12 protein-coding genes are annotated in these 16257 nt (G+C 69.2%); 8 read left to right on the top strand and 4 right to left on the bottom strand.

The genetic code is table 11. The features are described 5' to 3' along the window. Positions 1-12: 12 nt before the first annotated feature. On the bottom strand, positions 13-819 hold the full coding sequence (locus CAL26_RS21695) for a polysaccharide deacetylase family protein (RefSeq protein ID WP_256988556.1): 807 nt from the start codon (positions 817-819) through the stop codon (positions 13-15). Continuing rightward, positions 803-1825: a YncE family protein gene (locus CAL26_RS21700; RefSeq protein WP_373454499.1), complete on the bottom strand. Its 1023-nt coding sequence runs from the start codon at positions 1823-1825 to the stop codon at positions 803-805. The genes CAL26_RS21695 and CAL26_RS21700 overlap by 17 nt, the downstream gene beginning before the upstream one ends. A gap of 190 nt (positions 1826-2015) precedes the next feature. Between CAL26_RS21700 and CAL26_RS21705 the strand changes: the two genes are divergently transcribed. Then, entirely contained in the window at positions 2016-3179 is a 1164-nt protein-coding gene (locus CAL26_RS21705) for a methyltransferase (RefSeq protein WP_094848786.1), read from the top strand. A gap of 69 nt (positions 3180-3248) precedes the next feature. Here CAL26_RS21705 and CAL26_RS21710 read toward each other — a convergent pair whose 3' ends face one another. Then, the gene (locus CAL26_RS21710; RefSeq protein ID WP_094848787.1) at positions 3249-3932 is read right to left on the bottom strand and encodes a PepSY-associated TM helix domain-containing protein; all 684 of its coding nucleotides are present in this window, start codon (positions 3930-3932) and stop codon (positions 3249-3251) included. Between the two features lie 261 nt (positions 3933-4193). Between CAL26_RS21710 and CAL26_RS21715 the strand changes: the two genes are divergently transcribed. Then, positions 4194-4991: a 2-keto-4-pentenoate hydratase gene (locus CAL26_RS21715; RefSeq protein WP_094850012.1), complete on the top strand. Its 798-nt coding sequence runs from the start codon at positions 4194-4196 to the stop codon at positions 4989-4991. A 6-nt stretch (positions 4992-4997) separates the two neighbouring features. Here the strand turns inward: CAL26_RS21715 and CAL26_RS21720 are convergent, their stop codons facing one another. Next, complete coding sequence (locus tag CAL26_RS21720; protein ID WP_094848788.1) at positions 4998-5900, bottom strand: IclR family transcriptional regulator; 903 nt, start codon at positions 5898-5900, stop codon at positions 4998-5000. Positions 5901-6092: 192 nt separating this feature from the next. On the opposite strand from CAL26_RS21720, the gene CAL26_RS21725 reads away from it, so the two are divergent. From CAL26_RS21725 to CAL26_RS21750, 6 genes are all read left to right on the top strand, one after another. Next, positions 6093-7085 (top strand): tripartite tricarboxylate transporter substrate binding protein, encoded by a 993-nt coding sequence (locus CAL26_RS21725; RefSeq protein WP_094848789.1) that lies wholly within the window; start codon positions 6093-6095, stop codon positions 7083-7085. Between the two features lie 83 nt (positions 7086-7168). Next, entirely contained in the window at positions 7169-7960 is a 792-nt protein-coding gene (locus tag CAL26_RS21730; protein WP_218831570.1) for an enoyl-CoA hydratase/isomerase family protein, read from the top strand. 16 nt (positions 7961-7976) lie between these two features. Continuing rightward, entirely contained in the window at positions 7977-10130 is a 2154-nt protein-coding gene (locus CAL26_RS21735) for an acetate--CoA ligase family protein (protein ID WP_094848791.1), read from the top strand. Positions 10131-10389: 259 nt separating this feature from the next. After that, positions 10390-11100: an ROK family protein gene (locus tag CAL26_RS21740; protein ID WP_094848792.1), complete on the top strand. Its 711-nt coding sequence runs from the start codon at positions 10390-10392 to the stop codon at positions 11098-11100. Positions 11101-11241: 141 nt separating this feature from the next. Then, positions 11242-13341, top strand: a complete 2100-nt coding sequence (gene tkt, locus CAL26_RS21745) for a transketolase (protein ID WP_094848793.1) — start codon at positions 11242-11244, stop codon at positions 13339-13341. Continuing rightward, positions 13338-16181 carry a bifunctional transaldolase/phosoglucose isomerase gene (locus CAL26_RS21750; RefSeq protein WP_094848794.1) on the top strand — a complete coding sequence of 948 codons (2844 nt, stop codon included), beginning with the start codon at positions 13338-13340 and terminating at the stop codon, positions 16179-16181. The genes tkt and CAL26_RS21750 overlap by 4 nt, the downstream gene beginning before the upstream one ends. Positions 16182-16257 lie beyond the last annotated feature (76 nt).

Here is a 16257-nt window from a genome sequence, read left to right on the forward strand (position 1 = left end):
AAACCGGTAAACCTATTGACGATGCGCCGCGACCCAGGCGCGGTAAGCGGGATGCTGGTCCAGCGTGGCGAAGCAATAACCCTTTTCCCGCAGCCCCGTGATCAGGGGTTCCAGCACGGCCGGCGCCCAGGGATCCTGGCGCGACCAGATGCCCAGGTGGGCCATCAGGATATCGCCCGGCTTGATATTGGCGAGCGCGCGGGACAGCAGCTGTTTGTTGGGGTATTTGTCGCTGGGCAGTTCATCGCCCAGGAAACCGGCCGACGCCCAGCCGACGTGGCGGTAGCCGCACTGCTGCGCCGCCTTGAGCAGCGCGGGCGACGTGCGCCCGCCCGGCGCGCGGAACAGCGGCAGCATGGCGTGGCCCGTCATTTCCTTGAACCGCGCGGCGGAACGCTGCAGCTCGTCGCAATACTGCTGCGCGGTCAGGACTTCCTTCTTGCCGGCATTGGGACCGAAGTCGGGCCGCATTTCGAAGCGGTCGCCGGGCAGGTCCTTCAGCCAATGGACGTGATCGTAGGTATGCGAACCGAACACGTCGCCATCGGCCACGCGGGCGCGCCACCAGGGCGCCCAGTGGTCGTCCAGCGACGTGCCGTTGGTCTGCGTGCGTTCGTTGGCCAGGAAGAAACTGGCCTTGACGTCGTGGCGCTTGAGCACGTCGGCGATCAGGGGCGCCACGCCCATGTGGCCTGTGTCGAAGGTCAGATAGACGGGCTTGGCGCACAACGGCGCCGGCGCGGCGGCGGCGCCGCCGGCCATGGCCGTGGCAAGCAGGCCGCACAGGGCGGCCGATGCGCGTCTAGTGCATCGCGACATGATCCAGTGTCCATACCCCGTGCGGCGACCGGCCTACGTTGATCTGCCGCACGACTTCTTTCTTGTCGATATCGATGAAGGTCAGCTTGCGCGCCCAGCGCGAGGTGACCAGCAGGGTCTTGCCGTCGGCCATCAGGTCCATGCAGTCCGGACCGCCGGGCGCCGGATATTCCGCCACCGCCTTCAGGTTCTTGAAGTCGATGCGGCTGATGGTATTGGCCGCGCGGTTGCTGACGAAGATGTGCTGGCCGTCGCCCTGGATGCGGAAGGCATGGGCGCCCGCATTGGTCTTGATGCGCGTGATCAGCTTGGGCATGCCCGGGCTGGTCAGGTCGTAGGCTTCGACGTAGCTGTCGCCGGTCAGGGCGACCAGCATGACCTTGTCGCCCGGGACGATGTAGACGTCCGCCGGCGTCTTGCCCACGGGCAGCGTCCAGCGCTTTTCCTGGGTCGCCAGGTTGATGGCCACGACTTCGTCGCTATCCTGCAGCGAGACGTAGGCGGTGGTGCTCTTGCTGTCGATGCCGATGTGGCTGGGGGTCTTGCCGGCCGGCACGCGTTTCATCAGCTTGAGATCGAAACCATCGGCGCGCGGCACGTATTGATAGATGTCGACGTGGTTCAGGCGGTTGGCCGCCGTGACGAACCATTTCATGTCGGGCGAGAAGCGCAGCTGGTAGGGGTCGACGATACCCGTGATGGTGCGCTGGATCTGGCCCGTGCGCGGATCCATCAGCGTCAACGTATCGCCCACCGAGTTGGCGACGATCAGCGATTTCTGATCCGGCGAAAAATACAGGTGATGCGGCTCCTTGCCGGTGGGCAGGCGACGGATTTCCTTGTAGGTGACCGGATCGATCACGCTGACGTTCGCGTCCAGGGAATTCAGGACGAAGATCGGATCATTGTGGGAGGGGCGGGCGGCCTGGCCTTGGGCCTGGGCGGGAGCGACGAACGCGAGGCAGGCGGCCAGCATGGCGCCGCAGGCAAAAGACAAACGATTCAAAAGGGATCTCGCAGTATCGGTGGATAGCGCCCTGAATTTTGACACACGCGCCGCCGATTGGAACGGAAGCTCGGCGGAAAGTTCGCTTCCCGGCACGTAAAATATCAAGTTATTCCGCCGGAACAACAACGCCGCGCGGCCAGCCCATCATCCAGGCCCGTACAAGGACCTGCCGCCAACCGCGCCCACGATGCACTCCCCTGCTCTACCTGAACCGCTCCAGTTGTCCTGGACCGAGGACGGCGCCGACCGTCACGCGGACTGGCGTTCCGAAAGCGGCGCGCCGCCGCCTCGGCGGGTGGTGGTCGCGGACGACACCATGAACGCGGATACGGCCTATCGCCTGGCCTGCGAAGGCACCGCGCTGCTGTGGCGCGGCGACTTCCAGAACGCGCGGCAGCTGCTGCAGGCCCTGACGCGGCGCGTCGACCGGCGCCCGGCATCGAAAAAACGGCCGGCGGATTTCCCGGAAGCCTTCCATCTGCACCGCCAGGCGCGCGCTCAGCGGGCCCGCGTGCTGGGGATGCTGCTGATTCCCTTCGAGCCGGGGCACGTGATTCCCTTGCGGCGCGCGCCCGACGTGGCGCGCGCCTGCCGCGCCGTCCACGGTGAAGCCGAGCGGCCCTATGTCGCGTCCCTGCGCGAACTGCTGGGGCTGGTCGGCGCGTGGCAGTGGCGTGAAAAAGGCGTGGAAATCGCCGCGCTGGGTGCGCGCGTCTATCCGCATTACGGCGTGTACTCGCCGGTGCGGGGCGAGTACCTGGACCTGATCGCGCAGGCGCCCCTGCCGCGCCCGGCGGGTGTGGACCTGGCGTTCGACATCGGCACGGGCACCGGCGTGATCGCCGCGCTGCTGGCGCGCCGGGGCGTGCGGCAGGTGGTGGCGACGGACATGGATCCGCGCGCGCTGGCTTGCGCCGGGGAAAACCTGGACCGCCTGGGCCTGCGGGATCGCGTGCGGCTGGAGCGGGCGGATCTGTTCCCGCCCGGCCAAGCGCAATTGGTGGTGTGCAACCCGCCGTGGGTGCCGGCCCGCGCCAGCGCGCCGGTCGAATACGCGGTCTACGACCCGGAATCGCGCATGCTGCGCGGTTTCCTGCAGGGGCTGGCGGGGCATCTGGCGGATGACGGCGAAGGCTGGCTGATTCTTTCCGACCTGGCGGAACACCTGCGGCTGCGGACGCGCGAAGAACTGCTGGCGTGGATAGAGGCGGCAGGCCTGGCGGTGGCCGGCCGGCTGGATACGCGGCCCGTGCATGGCAAGGCAGCCGACCCGGACGATCCGCTGCATGCGGCCCGCGTGCGCGAAGTGACGTCGCTGTGGCGCCTGCGGCGCCGCGCGGCCGCGAACTGATCGGGCCGGATCGGCCTGCGCGGACCGGCCCGGATAGACGTGGAATAGCCCGGCGCCGACCGGAGCGGCCTAGACCGTCGCGGCGGCGACGCAGAGCGTCGCGACGATGGACACGCCCAGGATGGCGGCGCCCACGGTGCGGCGGCGATTCAAGCCGGTCCAGAGCAGCACCCCGGTAATGGACAGCAGCACCATCCCGCCGGCGATGGTGTCGGCGATCAGCACCCAGGCCGCGGTCACGCCGTTGGCGCGATGCAGGTTCTCCAGGGTGGCGAGCAGGCCCGGCTCCATGCGGCGGACGCTGACCTGGCCGGCGCCCGCCCAGTATTCCGCCTGGACGATGGTCTTGGGCGAACGGAAAGCGATCTGCCAGTGTTCCGGCTGGGTCACGGCCTTGTCGCCCCAGGCCACGGCCTTGGCGGGATCGCGCTGGATGCGTTCGGCGGCCTTGGGCAGCTTCAGTTCGGCCTGCAGCCAGGCGGCCATCTCCTGCGGCGACGCCGGGGCGGGCACGGGCAGGGCCAGCTGCACATTGGTGACCTGCGGCGCGCCGGTGCTGATCTTCATGACCGCGCGGTGATTCTGGAAGAACCCCGTCAGCCCGAACAACAGGCCCAGCACCGCGCCCCACAGGCCGATCCAGCTGTGCGCCTTGCGCAGCCATTTCAGGAAAACGCCGCGGCGATGCCCGGCGGCGTGTACGGGATCGGCGCGACGCGCGGCAGCGGGGTGGGCAGGCAGGATGTGGCTCATTGGATAGGGGCCTTGCCTGTCCGCGCACCCCGTATGGCGGGCGCGGCGGCGGGCCTTCTTTTCGAAAACGCTAATGATATTCGATCTCAGTGCGCTTTCCCTTGTCCAACGTGAACTCCAGCGTGAAGTTGACGCCTGGGCGTGGTCAGGATGCGACGCTCGGGAAATCGGGACGGTATTAAGATGGAGGCCGACCGTCAGGCCGGCCCGCGCAGCCGGCAACCATGCACGACGGCGGCCAACACCGTAGAGGAGCTCAAAGTGACCGACGTTTTTGATCCGGCCCCGGCAGCCGCATTGCTGGCTCGGACGTGGCGGGAGGGACGCCAGATAAGCGAAATCCCCGCCGACATCCGTCCGCGCACCCTGGCCGAGGGCTATGCCTTGCAGGACGCGTTCATCAAGGCCTACACCGCCGAGACGGGCGATCGCGAAGCCGGCTGGAAACTTGGCGTGGGCAGCGTCGCCGCCATGCAGGCCGCCGGCACCGAACGGCCCCTGGTGGGCCGCGTGCTGGCGGGCCATCGCTACGACAACGGCGCGACCGTGCAGGTGCTGTGCCAGGCGCCGATCACCGTGGAGTTCGAAATCGCCTTCGTCCTGGGGCGCGATATCGCGCCGGGCGCGGCGCCGTCCGATCCCATGCAGGCCGTGTCGTCGACCCATATCGCCTTCGAACTGGTCCTGTCGCGCTTCATCAACCGGCGGGCGGTGGGCTGGCCCAGTTTCGTGGGCGACAGCGTGGGCTTCGAGGCCTCCATACTGGGGCCGCGCATCGATGCCGCCGCCATCCAGCGCGGCGTCGCCACGGCGACCGTGCAGGCCGACGGCCAGACGCGGGGCACGGCCCTGAGCGGTGACGACGCGATCGACCCGACGCAGATGCTGCGCCACCTGTTCGACCATGCCTGTTACCACGGCCTGACCCTGCGGACGGGCGACGTGGTCACGACGGGCGCGGTGGCCAAGCCCTTCGATATCCCCGCCGGCAAGACCGAACTGAGCGCCCGCTTCCTGGGGCAGACGCTGAGCGCCCAGGTGGTGCCGGCGCAAGCCTGAGCCGGTTCAGCGCGCGGCGGTGTCTTCCAGCGCCGCGAGGATGCGGCGCTTCAGGCCGAGCAGATCGTCGGCCAGGGACGCCGCCACGGCGGACGGCGGCTCGGCCGTCGTCACGCTGACGTTCAGGGCATACACGGCCCCGTTGGGCAACACCAGCGGCGTGGACAGCGCCACCACGGCGGGCTGCCAGGCCGCCACGCAGTAGCCCGCGTCGCGCACGCTGGCGCAGGCGGACTCGATATCGTCGGCCAGCATCTGGCCATGCCCGGGACGCCTGTGCATCATGGCGGCGATCCAGCCCCGCCGCGTGGCTTCCGGCAGCGCGGCCAGGTAGGCACGGCCCAGCGACGTCAGCTCGATCGGCACGCGCTGGCCCGCCACCACGCTGCGCAGCGACACTTTGCGGCTGTAGCGCACCGATTCCAGGTAGACCATATCGTCGCCGTCGGCGACCGCGATGCCGACGTTGATGCGGCGTGCCTGCGCCAGTTCGCGCATGCACGGGGCGGCCACCTTCATGATCGGCGAGCCGCTGCGCATGGCGTGCGCCAGGCTCAGCACCGGCGCGCCCAGGCGATACGCGCGCAGCGTCGGCTCGTATTCCAGGAACCCGGTGCGCACCAGGGTCTGCGACAGGCGGCTGACGGTCGCGCGCGACAGGCCGGTGCGTTCGGCCAGTTCGCCGTTGCCCAGCACTTCCAGGCCGGGCCGGAAGGCGCGTAGCAGGGCGATGCCGCGCTCCAGCGACCGGTTCGCGGGCGATGCGCCGGGCGCGAATCGGGCGGGCGCCGCCGCGGCCGGCGATCGGGTCGCCCCTGCCGCGCCGGGCCTGGCGGGCTGGGTGGCGGACCGCGCGGCCGTCGGTGCGGGCGGCTGGGCGGCGGGCGTGGGGCGGCGAGAGGGTGGCATGGATCATCCAGGGCCGGCGGCGACCCATTTCCATCAGGTGAAAATACCGGCGCGCCGGGCGCGACATTGTCACCTAAACTGGCCGCATCGCAAAAGACGATCGCACCCGCCTTGCGCAGCCGTCTCCAGGCCCTCGCCTGAACAGCCGCATCCATGCTGCCCACCCGGCGGGGCGTGCTTCCGGAGACGCTGATGACCTTCCCCCCGACCCTGACACGGCGCGCCGCCATCGCGCTCGCCGCCAGCTGCCTGGCGCTTGCCGGGCTGGCGACGACCGCGGCCCAGGCCGCCTATCCCGAACGCCCCATCCGCCTGATCGTGCCCTTCCCGCCGGGCGGCGGCACCGACCTGGTCGGCCGCCAGCTCGCCGAGGGCATGACGCAGAACCTCGGCCAGACGGTGGTCGTGGAAAACCGCGGCGGCGGCAGCACCATCATCGGCACGGAAGCGGTGGCCAAGGCGCAGCCTGACGGCTACACGCTGCTGCTGGCGACCTTCGCCCATGCCGTCAACCCGGCGCTGCACAAGAAGCTGCCCTACTCCACCTTCGATGCCTTCGCGCCGGTGGCCCTGATCGGCCGCTCGCCCAACGTGCTGGTGGTGTCGCCCAAGGCGCCGTTCAAAACGGTGCAGGAGCTGCTGGCCTATGCGCGCGCGCACCCCGGCAAACTGACCTTCGGTTCCTACGGCAACGGCACGTCCGCGCACCTGGCCGGGGAAATGTTCAAGAGCCTGGCCAAGGTCGATATCGTGCACGTGCCCTACCGCGGGTCCGGGCCGGCGCTGACCGACCTGATGGGCGGCCAGATCGACATGATGTTTTCCACCGTGTCCAGCGTGGCGCAACTGGTGAAGAACGGCCAGCTGCGCGCCCTGGCGGTCACGTCGGCGCAGCGCTCGCCGTCGCACCCCGACTGGCCCACCGTGGCCGAGGCCGGCGTGCCCGGCTACGTCGTCGAAAGCTGGTACGGCATCTATGCGCCCGCCGGCACGCCGGCGGACGTGATCGGGCGCCTGAATGCCGCGTTGAAAGTGGCCGTGCAGGCGCCCGGCTTCCGCCGCAACGTGGAAGAGGAAGGCCTGGTGATCAATGTCGGCGAGCCCGCCCAGCTGGACACCTTCGTGCGCGGCGAGGCGCAGCGCTGGGACAAGATCATCAAGGACGCGGGTATCTCCGAACAGTAATCCGCGCCGGCGAACGCGGCCGCGCCCCGGCACCGAATCATCCATGCAACCCAACGCGAGCCGCGGCTCGCAGAGAAGAGATCATGTCGAATCCCACCCTACAAATGCAGGTCGACGACGGCGTCGCCGTCATCACGCTGAACCGTCCCGAAGTGCGCAATGCGATCGACGACGAAATGCGCCAGGACTTCATCGCCATGCTGGACCAGGTGACGCGCGACAACGCCATCCGCGCGCTGGTGCTGACCGGCGCCGGCAAGGCCTTCTGCGCGGGCGGCGACATCCGCGGCATGCGCGAACGCATGGCGGCGCCGGCCGGCCAGGTCGCCTTCAACGGCTGGAGCCGCCAGCAGCGCACGCACCATGCGATCGCCGCCCTGCACGACCTGACCAAGCCCACCATCGCCGCGGTGAACGGCGCCGCGACGGGACTGGGCTGCGACCTGGCCCTGTGCTGCGATTTCGTGATGGCCGCCGATAACGCGACTTTCGCCATGACCTACATCCTGCGCGGCCTGATCCCGGACGGCGGCGGCATGTACTTCCTGCCGCGCCGCGTCGGCCTGCAGCACGCCAAGGAATTGATCTACAGCGGGCGCACCGTCACGGCGGAAGAAGCCCACGCCCTGGGCATGGCCGACCGCGTGGCGCCCGCCGGCGAGCTGTTGCAACAGGCCTGCGACTGGGCCCGCACGCTGAGCGCCGGATCGAGCGCCGCGCTGGCCCTGAGCAAGACCATCCTGAACCAGACCTTCGAGCTGACCGCCGACCAGGTCTTCCAGATGGGCAGCCAGGCGCAGGCAATCTGCTACACCACCGAACAACACCAGGCTTCGGTGCAGGCCTTCCTGGACAAATCCGCGAAGAAGAGCTGAAAAGAGGGCTGACCCCATGAACGCCATCCATACCCTGCTCCACCCGCGCAGCATCGCCGTCATCGGCGCGTCCGCGGATGCCAGCAAGACCGCCGGCCGTCCCGTCGCCTATCTGCAGAAGCACGGCTACGGGGGCGCCATCTATCCCGTCAATCCGCGCGCCGACCAGGTGGCCGGATTGACCTGCTATCCCGACATCGACAGCCTGCCCGGCGTGCCGGACGTCGGCCTGGTGCTGGTGGCGCCGGACCGCGCGATCGAGGCCGTGGGCGCCTTGTCACGGCGCGGCACGCCGGCCGCCATCGTGCTGGCCAGCGGCTTCGGCGAAACCGGCGAAAGCGGCGCGCGCCGCCAGCAGGCGCTCAAGGAAGCCGCCGGCGGCATGCGGCTGCTGGGGCCGAACACCATCGGCCTGGTCAACCTGACGGATCGCATCATGCTGTGCGCCAGCGGCGCCCTGGAGATGGAATCGCTGCAGGGCGGCGGCATCGCGGTGGTGTCGCAGAGCGGCGGCATCCTGGGTTCGCTGCTGTCGCGCGCGGCGGCGGCCGGGCTGGGTTTCTCCAAACTCGTTTCCACCGGCAACGAAGTCGACCTGGAAGCCGCAGACTTCATCGACCACCTGGCCGACGATCCGGCCACGCAGGTCATCGCCTTGTACATGGAAGGCCTGCGCAATCCGGAAAAATTCCGCCAGGCGGCGTTGAAGGCGGCCCGGGCCGGCAAGCCGGTGGTCGTCTACAAGGTCGGCCGTTCGGAATCCGGCGCGCGCTCGGCGGCGTCGCATACGGGCGCGCTGGCCGGCGAAGACCGCGTCTACGACGCCCTGTTCAGCCAGGTCGGCGCGGTCCGCGCCCAGACCTTCGCCGATCTGCTCGACATCCCGGCCGCGCTGGCCACGCGCCGGCCGCTGCGCGGCAAGCGCATCGCCATCCTGACGTCGACTGGCGGCGCGGGCACGCTGGTGGCCGACAGCCTGGGCGTGGCGGGCTTCGAAACCCCGCCGCCCGGGCCGGAAACGGCCGCGCGGCTGCGCGATCTGCAAAAGAACGACCAGATCGTGCTGGACCGCAATCCCATCGACGTCACGCTCGCCGGGCTGCAGCCCGAGCTGCTGCGCAGTACCATCGCCACGCTGCTCGACAGCGCCGATTACGACGCGGTCATCACGATCGTGGGTTCGTCCGCGCTGGCGCAGCCGACGCTGGCAGCGGGCGCCATCGCGGCGTCGCTGGACCAGAGCGACAAGCCGGTGCTGGCCTACGTCAGTCCCCATGCGCCGGCGGTGCTGTCCAACGTCAACCGCGCGGGCGCGCCCGCCTTCACGGCGCCGGAAAGCTTCGCGGCGGTGCTGTCGGCGATGCTGGCGCGCACGGCGCGCGAGAACGCCGGATCGGTCGCGGGCGACGCGGGCGGGGCCAAGGCGGCCGGTGCGGGTGCGGCCGGTGCGGCGGGCGCGCATGCCGGGGCAAGCGGATCCAGCGCGGGGACCTCGGCTGTCGACGCGGCGGACCTGCCTTCCGGTTCGCTGAACGAAGCCCAGGCCCGCGCGCTGTTCGCGCGCTACGGCATTCCTTCGGTCGGCGAGCGCGCGGTGGCGGACGCGGCGCAAGGGCAGCGCGAAGCGCGAGCCTTCGATCGCCCCGTCGTGCTCAAGGTCCTGTCCAGCCGCATCACCCACAAGACCGAAGCCGGCGGGGTCGCGGTCGGCGTCGCGCCGGAGGCGGTGGGCGAGGCGATCCAGGCCATGGCGGCGCGCGTGCGCGAGCGCACCGGCATCGAGCCGGAAGGCTATCTGCTGCAGGAAATGGCGTCCGGCGTGGAAATGATCGTCGGCGTGCATCGCGACCCGCAGTTGGGCCCGACCCTGCTGGTGGGACTGGGCGGCGTCACGGCCGAATTGTTCCAGGACACCGCGTTGCGCCTGCTGCCCGTGGACCGCGCCACCGTGGGCGAGATGCTGCGTTCGCTCAAGTCCTGGCCGCTGCTGGACGGCTATCGCGGCCGCCCCAAGGCCGACGTCAAGGCGCTGGAGGACGCGGTGCTGAACTTCGCGGCCATGGCCGGACAGTTGGGCGATCGCCTGGTCGAGGCGGAGATCAATCCGCTCTTCGTCCAGGAAGAAGGCCGCGGCGTGCGCGCGGCGGACGGCGTCGCCATTTTGAAATAAGGCGCTTCAACGCCTCTGGCACGGGGCCGCCGCCGCGGCGCGGCGCCGGAGCCTGGGGCGCGCCCGGCCGCCCTCGCCTGGGCATCCCGGCCGCCCCCCGGCCGGGGACCGGTGGCCGGCGCCCCTGGCCGGGCGCCCCTGGCCGGGCGCCCCTAGCCGGGCGCCCCTGGCCAATACCATCCGTCAAACTCTTGGTGTACCTTACGGCAGAGCGGCGTGGATTTTCCGCGCGGCTCGTCGCCCAAGGAGTACATGACGCATGAAGCCCGGCATACTGGCCATCGACATCGGCGGAACCGGCCTTAAGGCTGCCGTCATCAACGAGAAAGGCCAGATGCTGGCCGAGCGCGTCCGCGTGCCCACCCCGCATCCCTGCCCGCCCAAGATCCTGCTCGAAAACGTCAAGCGCATGGTCGCCGGCCTACCCGAATTCGACCGCATCTCCATCGGTTTCCCCGGCGTGGTGCGCGAAGGCAAGGTGCTGACCGCCCCCAACCTGGACACCAGCTTGTGGGCCGGCTTCCCGCTGCGCCAGGCGATCTCGCGCGCCTTCGGCAACAAGCCCGCCCGCCTGCTGAACGACGCCGACATGCAGGGCCTGGGCCTGGTCAGCGGCCGCGGCCTGGAATTCGTGATGACGCTGGGCACCGGCGTCGGCACCGCACTTTTCCGCGACGGCGAACTCATGCCGCACATGGAACTGGCCCACCATCCCATCCATAAAGACAAGACCTACGACGAATACCTGGGCGAAGCCAAGCGTAAAACCCTGGGAAAGAAACAATGGAACCGACGCGTGCGGCGGGCGATCGAACTGGTCGACATGCTGTTCATGCCGGATCGCATCTACATCGGCGGCGGCAATGCCGCACGGCTGGATTTCGCCGGCGACGACCACATCCGGATCGGCTCCAACGACGCCGGCCTGGAAGGCGGCGCCGCCCTGTGGCGCGAGGCGCGCCGCGCATGAACGGCCCCTGAATACCTGCCCGCGACGGCCTGGCGCCCGGCCGTTCGCGATGCCAGACGCCCTTGGTCCACCGGCGGCCAAATGGGCATGACGATTGCTCCTGAAGCCGGTTTGTCCGCGTTTCCGCCAGAGAGAGGTCTCATGAATACTCCACCGTCCCCCGATCCCGCGCGCAATGACGAAAAGCTGGACCTGCTGTGCATCGATACGCTGCGCACCCTGGCCATGGACGCGGTTCAGAAAGCCAATTCCGGCCACCCCGGAACGCCCATGGCGCTGGCGCCGGTCGCCTACACCCTGTGGCACGATTTCCTGCGCTACGACCCGGCCCATCCCGACTGGCCCAACCGCGACCGCTTCGTGCTGTCGGCGGGCCATGCGTCCATGCTGCTGTACGGCCTGCTGCACCTGGGCGGCGTGATCGAAATCGACGCCGACGGCACGCCCAGCGGCAAGCCGGCCGTCAGCCTGGATGACATCAAGCAGTTCCGCCAGCTCGACTCCAAGACCCCCGGCCATCCCGAATACCGCATGACCACCGGCGTGGAAACCACCACCGGCCCGCTGGGCCAGGGCTGCGCCAACAGCGTCGGCATGGCCATCGCCCAGCGCCACCTGGCGCAGCGGTTCAACGCCCCGGGACGCGAGGTCTTCGACTACAACGTCTATGTCATCTGCGGCGACGGCGACATGATGGAAGGCGTCTCCGGCGAAGCCGCGTCCATCGCCGGCCACCTGGGCCTGTCGAACCTGTGCTGGATCTACGACAACAACACCATCAGCATCGAAGGCCATACCGAACTGGCCTTCAGCGAGAACGTCGCCGCGCGCTTCGCCGCCTATGGCTGGAACACGTTGCACGTCACCGACGCCAACGACCGCATGGCGGTGGCCGCCGCGCTGCGCCAGTTCCAGGCCACCACCGACCGGCCGACGCTGATCGTGGTCGACAGCGTGATCGGCTTCGGCTCGCCGAACAAGCACAATACCGCCGCGGCCCACGGCGAAGCCCTGGGTGAAGAAGAAGTCCGCCTGACCAAGAAAGCCTATGGCTGGCCGGAAGACGCGCAATTCCTGGTGCCCGACGAAGTGCGCGACCGCCTGCACGACGCCCTGGCCGCGCGCGCCCAGCCCGCCTACGCGCAGTGGACGAAGACGATGGAGCAGTTGAAGGCGCAGGACGCGGCCATGCATGAAGAACTGCAACGCATGCGCCAGGGCCAGCTGCCCGACGGCTGGGACAGCGAGGCGCCCGTCTTCCCCCCGGACGCCAAGGGACTGGCGACCCGCGACTCGGGCGGCAAGGCCTTGAATGCATTCGCCAAGCACATCCCGCTGCTGATGGGCGGCGCCGCCGACCTGGCGCCTTCCACCAAGACCAAGCTGACCTTCGACGGCGCGGGCAGCTTCGAGCGCGACGACTACGGCGGCCGCAACATGCACTTCGGCGTGCGCGAACATGCCATGGGCGCCATCGCCAACGGCATGGCGCTGTCGCACGTGCGCCCCTACACCGCCACCTTCCTGATTTTCAGCGACTACATGAAGCCGCCGATCCGGCTGGCCGCGCTGATGGAATTGCCGGTGATCTTCGTTTTCACGCACGATTCCATCGGCGTGGGCGAAGACGGTCCCACCCACCAGCCGGTCGAACAGATGGCGCAACTGCGCGGCATACCCGGCATGCGCGTCCTGCGGCCCTGCGACGCCAACGAAACCGTGGAAGCATGGAAGGTGGCCCTGCAGCAGACCAATCATCCCACCGCGCTGGTGCTGACGCGCCAGCCCCTGCCCACGCTGGACCGTACCAAGTACGCGCCCGCGACCGATCTGCGGCGCGGCGCCTACGTGCTGGCCGACTGCGCGCCGCAGCAGCCCCAGGTCATCCTGATGGCCACCGGCAGCGAAGTATCGCTATGCCTGCAGGCCTACGATCGATTGCGCGCCGACGGCATCGCCGCGCGCGTCGTCTCCATGCCCAGCTGGGACCTGTTCGAAGAGCAGGACCAGGCGTATCGCGACAGCGTGCTGCCGCCGGACGTGACCGCGCGCGTGGCGGTCGAGCAGGCCGGCTACATGGGCTGGGACCGTTACGTCGGCACCAAGGGCGAGACCATCGCCATGCGCACCTTCGGCGCGTCCGCGCCCATCGCCAAGCTGCAGGCGAAGTTCGGCTTCACGGTGGACAATGTGATTCGCGCCGCGCGCGAGCAGGTTCAAGAGAAAAGGAGTACGAAATGAACCAAACGACCAAGAACCCGCTGGTCCGGCTGGCGGAAGCCGGACAGGCCATCTGGCTGGATTTCCTGAGCCGTGAATTCCTGGCGCAGGGCGGCCTGGACAAGCTGGTGCGCGAGGACAGCCTGACCGGCGTCACCTCCAACCCGTCCATCTTCGAAAAGGCGATGGGCCACGGGGAATCCTACGACGAGCAGCTGCACGCCATCCTGTACCAGGCCGATGCCGAGCCCGGCGACGTCTACGAGCAACTGGCGGTGCGCGATATCCAGCATGCCGCCGACGCGCTGCGGCCGGTGTACGACCGCCTGAAAGGCAAGGACGGCTACGTCAGCCTGGAAGTCTCGCCCTACCTGGCCTACGACACCGAAGGCACCCTGAACGAAGCCCGCCGCCTGTGGAAGGCGGTGGACCGTCCCAACCTGATGATCAAGGTGCCGGGCACGCCGCAGGGCGTGCCGGCCATCCGCCAGCTGATCGAGGACGGCATCAACGTCAACGTCACGCTGCTGTTCTCGCGCGACGCCTACCGCGCGGTGGCGCTGGCCTATATCGACGGCCTGGAAGCCCGCGCCAAGGCCGGCAAGCCGGTGGACAGGCTGGCCAGCGTGGCCAGCTTCTTCATCAGCCGTATCGATAGCCGCATCGACAAGAACATCGACGAAGCCCTGAAAAAGCCGGGCGCCGACGGCGACCGCCTGAATGCGCTCAAGGGCAAGATCGCCATCGCCAACGCCAAGCTGGCCTACCAGGACTACCTGGGACTGATCGGCGAGGACCGCTGGAAGGCGCTGGCGCAGAAAGGCGCGCAGCCGCAGCGCCTGCTGTGGGCGTCCACCGGCACCAAGAACCCCGCCTATCCGGCCACGCTGTATGTCGACGAGCTGATCGGCCCGGACACCGTCAACACCATGCCCGCGCCCACCATGGACGCATTCCGCGAGAAAGGCACGGTGGAAACCACCTTGACGCGCGACGTCGACACGGCGCGCCGGCAGCTGGAAGACGCGCAGAAGCTGGGCCTGGACCTGGACGGCGTCACGCGCGAACTGGTGGAAGACGGCACCAGGCAATTCTCCGACGCCTTCGACGCGCTGCTGGGCGCGGTCGCGGCCAAGCGCATGACCTACCTGGGCGAACAGGTCAACGGCGTGGCGTACGAACTGCCCAAGCCGCTGGCCGAGGCCGTCGACAAATGCCTGGACCGCGCGCGCGCCGATGGCTGGGTGCGCCGCCTGTGGCAGCATGATGCATCCATGTGGACCGGCCAGCAGGAAGACCGCTGGGTGGGCTGGCTGGCCGCCGGCCAGGGCAAGCAGGTCGATGCCGACGCCGTCGCCGCGCTGGCGCGCGATCTGCAGGCCGAACGCTACACGCACGCCGTACTGCTCGGCATGGGCGGCTCCAGCCTGGGACCGGAAGTGCTGGCGCAGACGCTGGGCGAGTCGGGCCAGGGCCTGGCGCTGCATGCGCTGGACTCCACCAACCCGGAAGAAATCTGCGCGGTGGAACGCGGCATCGATTTCGCCCGCACGCTGTTCATCGTGTCGAGCAAGTCGGGCTCCACGCTGGAACCGGAAATCCTCAACGCGCATTTCCACGCGGCCACCGTAGCCGCCGTCGGCCAGGAAAATGCCGGCAAGCATTTCATCGCCATCACCGATCCGGGTTCGAAACTGGAAGCGGCCGCCAAACAGGCCGGCTATCGCGCCATCTTCCATGGCGACCCCACCATCGGCGGCCGCTATTCGGTGCTGTCGGTGTTCGGCCTGGTGCCGCTGGGCGTCATGGGCCACAACGTCGCGCACTTCCTGGAAACCACCCAGACCATGGTGCGCGCCTGCGGCCCGTCGTCGCCGCCCGCGGTCAACCCGGGCGTGCGCCTGGGCGCCGTCCTGGGCGAGGCCGCCCGCGCCGGCCGCGACAAGGTCACCATCTTCGCGTCGCCCGCGGTCGCCAGCATCGGCTCGTGGCTGGAACAACTGCTGGCCGAATCCACCGGCAAGCATGGCAAGGGCATCGTGCCGGTGGACCTCGAACCCATCGGCACGCCCGACGTCTACGGCCAGGACCGCGTGTTCGCCTACGTGCGCTGCGCCGAGGACGACACCGCCCAGCTCGACGCCAAGGTGCAGGCCCTTGCCGCCGCCGGGCAGCCCGTCATCCGCATCACGCTGCCGCGCCCGGCCGCCATCGGCCAGGAATTCTTCCGCTGGGAAGTGGCCACCGCCATCGCCGGCGCCGTCATCGGCATCGACCCCTTCGACCAGCCCGACGTCGAAGCCAGCAAGATCAAGACGCGCGCCCTGACGGACGCCTACGAGAAAACCGGCCAGCTGCCCGCCGAAACGCCCATCGCCGAAGACGGCGACCTGGCCTTCTACGGCGACAAGTCGCTGGCCGCCGACGGCACCGTCGAAGGCGTGCTGAAGGCGCACCTGGCCCGTCTGGGCCAGGGGGACTACGCCGCGGTGCTGGCCTATGTGGCGCGCAACGCCGCGCACGAACGGCAGATCGCCAGCCTGCGCGCGACGGTGCGCGACCGCCGCAAGGTCGCCACGGTGGGCGGCTTCGGTCCGCGCTTCCTGCATTCCACCGGGCAGGCCTACAAGGGCGGCCCGAACAGCGGGGTTTTCCTGCAGATCACCGCCGATCCGGCGCGCGACCTGCCCATCCCGGGGCGCAAGATCAGCTTCGGCACGGTGCAGGCGGCGCAGGCTTCCGGCGATCTGCAGGTGCTGGCCGAGCGCGGCCGGCGCTATCTGCGGGTGCACATCAAGGGCGGCGACGTCGAAAGCGGGCTGGCCCGCCTGGCCAAGGCCGTCAAGCAGGTGACGAACTGATCCGGGCCGAGCAGGCCCTGGTTTTCCGGACCGGGCGCGGCTAGCCGCGCCGGTTTATTTACGCGGAGATTTTGCT

This window comes from Bordetella genomosp. 9 (assembly GCF_002261425.1).
In the GTDB taxonomy this organism is placed as follows: Bacteria; Pseudomonadota; Gammaproteobacteria; order Burkholderiales; family Burkholderiaceae_B; genus Bordetella_C.

What these genes read in the sequence shown, in the direction of transcription:
- CAL26_RS21730 (WP_218831570.1), top strand. Translation starts at nt 7,169, where the DNA reads ATGTCGAATCCCACCCTACAAATGCAGGTCGACGACGGCGTCGCCGTC.
- CAL26_RS21740 (WP_094848792.1), top strand. Translation starts at nt 10,390, where the DNA reads ATGAAGCCCGGCATACTGGCCATCGACATCGGCGGAACCGGCCTTAAG.
- CAL26_RS21705 (WP_094848786.1), top strand. Translation starts at nt 2,016, where the DNA reads ATGCACTCCCCTGCTCTACCTGAACCGCTCCAGTTGTCCTGGACCGAG.
- CAL26_RS21710 (WP_094848787.1), bottom strand. Translation starts at nt 3,932, where the DNA reads ATGAGCCACATCCTGCCTGCCCACCCCGCTGCCGCGCGTCGCGCCGAT.
- tkt (WP_094848793.1), top strand. Translation starts at nt 11,242, where the DNA reads ATGAATACTCCACCGTCCCCCGATCCCGCGCGCAATGACGAAAAGCTG.
- CAL26_RS21735 (WP_094848791.1), top strand. Translation starts at nt 7,977, where the DNA reads ATGAACGCCATCCATACCCTGCTCCACCCGCGCAGCATCGCCGTCATC.
- CAL26_RS21720 (WP_094848788.1), bottom strand. Translation starts at nt 5,900, where the DNA reads ATGCCACCCTCTCGCCGCCCCACGCCCGCCGCCCAGCCGCCCGCACCG.
- CAL26_RS21725 (WP_094848789.1), top strand. Translation starts at nt 6,093, where the DNA reads ATGACCTTCCCCCCGACCCTGACACGGCGCGCCGCCATCGCGCTCGCC.
- CAL26_RS21695 (WP_256988556.1), bottom strand. Translation starts at nt 819, where the DNA reads ATGTCGCGATGCACTAGACGCGCATCGGCCGCCCTGTGCGGCCTGCTT.
- CAL26_RS21750 (WP_094848794.1), top strand. Translation starts at nt 13,338, where the DNA reads ATGAACCAAACGACCAAGAACCCGCTGGTCCGGCTGGCGGAAGCCGGA.